Below are 244 nucleotides of genomic sequence, written 5' to 3'. Positions count from 1 at the left end.
GGAAAGCCCTCCGCCTCGGCTGCGCAGGGGTGCAATACCAACAAAAGGTCCGCGGGCCTCCGGCAGCGCAGGATATTTTGCCATGAGCCCGGAAAACAGTCCCTGGCTTTTACCGGTCAGCTTCCTTTTGTAGGCGGTAACGCCATAGGGAAAACCCAGGCAGGCGGAATGGGCTGTTACGCCTTTACCCAGCATCCCCTTGCCCAAAATGGCGATCTTTTGGTGCGGCCAGGCGGGGGGGGCA

1 protein-coding gene is annotated in these 244 nt (G+C 60.7%); it reads right to left on the bottom strand.

Going from position 1 to position 244, the window contains the following annotated elements; translation table 11 throughout:
• A partial coding sequence (locus KVT36_RS31980) for a hypothetical protein (protein ID WP_217607477.1) occupies nucleotides 1-244 on the bottom strand: 244 nt, incomplete at both ends.

Source organism: Chitinophaga sp. GbtcB8 (assembly GCF_019091455.1).
In the GTDB taxonomy this organism is placed as follows: Bacteria; Bacteroidota; Bacteroidia; order Chitinophagales; family Chitinophagaceae; genus Chitinophaga.
Note: the sequence above shows the minus strand (reverse complement) of the source record. Positions and strands in the feature narration are given on the sequence as shown.